At 61.0% G+C, this 1,895-nt stretch carries 2 protein-coding genes; one reads left to right on the top strand and one right to left on the bottom strand.

Going from position 1 to position 1,895, the window contains the following annotated elements:
- A partial coding sequence (locus WA989_RS12085; protein WP_424340747.1) for an MFS transporter occupies positions 1 to 1,027 on the bottom strand: 1,027 nt, incomplete at its 3' end.
- Positions 1,028 to 1,215: 188 nt separating this feature from the next.
- Here WA989_RS12085 and WA989_RS12080 point away from each other — a divergent pair.
- On the top strand, positions 1,216 to 1,686 hold the full coding sequence (locus WA989_RS12080; RefSeq protein WP_424340746.1) for a hypothetical protein: 471 nt from the start codon (positions 1,216 to 1,218) through the stop codon (positions 1,684 to 1,686).
- Positions 1,687 to 1,895: the final 209 nt, after the last annotated feature.

Genomic DNA, 1,895 nt, shown 5'->3' with positions numbered 1-1,895 from the left:
ACAGGCTGACGGAAGAGACAAAGGCGCCCATCCAGAAGGTGACGAACATATCGCGGATGCCATCCGAGGAGAGGCCGTAAAGGTCGCGGTTGATGATCGGCAGGACGACGAGGAAGGAGCCGATGACGAAGATGCCGACGCCGAACATCAGCACTGTCATGCCCCAGAGCTTGCCGTCTGCAAGCACGACGTGAAAGCCTTCGCGAATATCACCAAACGCCGCGCCGAGGCCTGACCGGCCGGTTTTCACACGCCTGCCATGCGCAAGGAAGACCGCAAAGCCGGCCCCGATTGCAACGATCAGTCCCTGGAAGAGGAGAAGCTCCGAGCTCGGCACCGGGCCGACGGAAAAGCCGCCGAGCCAGTCTGGCATGCGCGTCAGCTTGTCGGCATAGCCGCCGAGAATCAGGCCTGCGATCTGGGCGGCGAACTGCGCGATCGTTGCGAAGGCGACGCCCTGCTGCAGGGTAACGTCCGATCCAACGCGCGAGCGGCGCTCGACCACTTCATTGATGATCGAGTCGCGCGCTGGCATCATGAAGGCGCCGACCGTGCCCATGGCGAGGCCATAGATGATCATATAGCCATACATCAGATTTCCCGTCGCCAGCACCCAGGCGAGCGCGAGGGCGGGCAGGGCGGCCATGAGATGCAGCACGAAGAGCAGGGACTTGCCCGACGCCCGCTCCGCCACGACACCGCCCAGTAGCAGGAAGATCACAGACGGGCCGGACAGCGCCATATTGGCGAGGCCGAGCTCGGTGCCATCAAGGCCAAGCCGGTTGGTGATGAGATAGGGGAACAGGACCAGCTGCAGGCCGAACGCCATGAACCAGCTGCACTGGATCATCAGATAGGCGGGAAGCTCTGAGCGGACCTTGCGGTGTGTGCGCCTGGCAAACAGGCTTCTGGCCGTGAATTCGATGGAGGCGCCAGCGCCGGTTGCGCTGTCTATGCCGCTGACGGGTGATTTGATCTGAACGGTCCGGTCGTCCTCCATCCCTTCCAGATCGGTATCATCGCTCATCAACCAGCCTCGTCTGCCTTGGCCCAAACCCTGCGACTGTATAGGCCGCGCGCCCCGAGAAAAGCAAAAATGTCTGACCCGGCGTGACAATCTTGTCGCAGAGCGGCCTGGAGCTGGTTAACGCGCGATTGTGTTCTCGCAGACAGGCGTTATTGTTTCAGCCTGTTGCGGTGAGAGGGACAACCGACATGCGTGGAATGCGGCTTCTTGCGAGCTGGCTGCTCGCCCTCTTTCTGATTTTCATGTTCCTGCAGGCCACCATCCATCCGCTCCCGGATCCGCCTGAAGGATCGGTCAAACTGTTCGACCTGCCCGGTGAGAACATCATTTTCCAGACCATGGCGGTGAATACGGGCATGGCGTGGCTGGAGCCGACAGGCCGGGTGATCGTCGCAATTCTGGAGCTTGTGGCCTGCTTCTTCCTGTTGCTGCCACCGACACGCCGCTTCGGGGCGGTCCTGTCCTTCTTCATTCTCGCAGGGGCACTGGCAGCCCACCTTTCGCCCGACATCCTCGGGCGGGAAGTGCCCGTGTCGCTGGCACCGGGAACGAGCGAGACCGATGGCGGCCAGCTCTTCGCGCTTGCCATCTCCATGCTGGCCGTCTCGATGTTGCTGATTTTCGTGCATCCGGGGCGGCGTAAAAACCCTTTCAAGTAAGGATATTACCCTCACAGCCTGTTAACTTCTCTGTGGCAGTTTTCGACGTCTTCGAAGACTTCTGGTTAAGACATGACCGAGATCGCAGATATTGCTGATACTCAAAAAATCGGGCGCGCCCGCCGTCTCCTGTTCCGGCGGCTGATCGACTTTGTGGCGCTGCCGGCCACGGCCGTTGCCCCCCAAGACAGATCAATGGGCGGGGATAT

The organism is Henriciella sp. (assembly GCF_049649345.1).
In the GTDB taxonomy this organism is placed as follows: Bacteria; Pseudomonadota; Alphaproteobacteria; order Caulobacterales; family Hyphomonadaceae; genus Henriciella.
This window is presented reverse-complemented; position numbering and strand designations above follow the sequence as displayed.

Excerpts from the sequence above, each read along its gene's own strand:
- WA989_RS12080 (WP_424340746.1), top strand. The coding sequence starts at position 1,216 with ATGCGTGGAATGCGGCTTCTTGCGAGCTGGCTGCTCGCCCTCTTTCTG.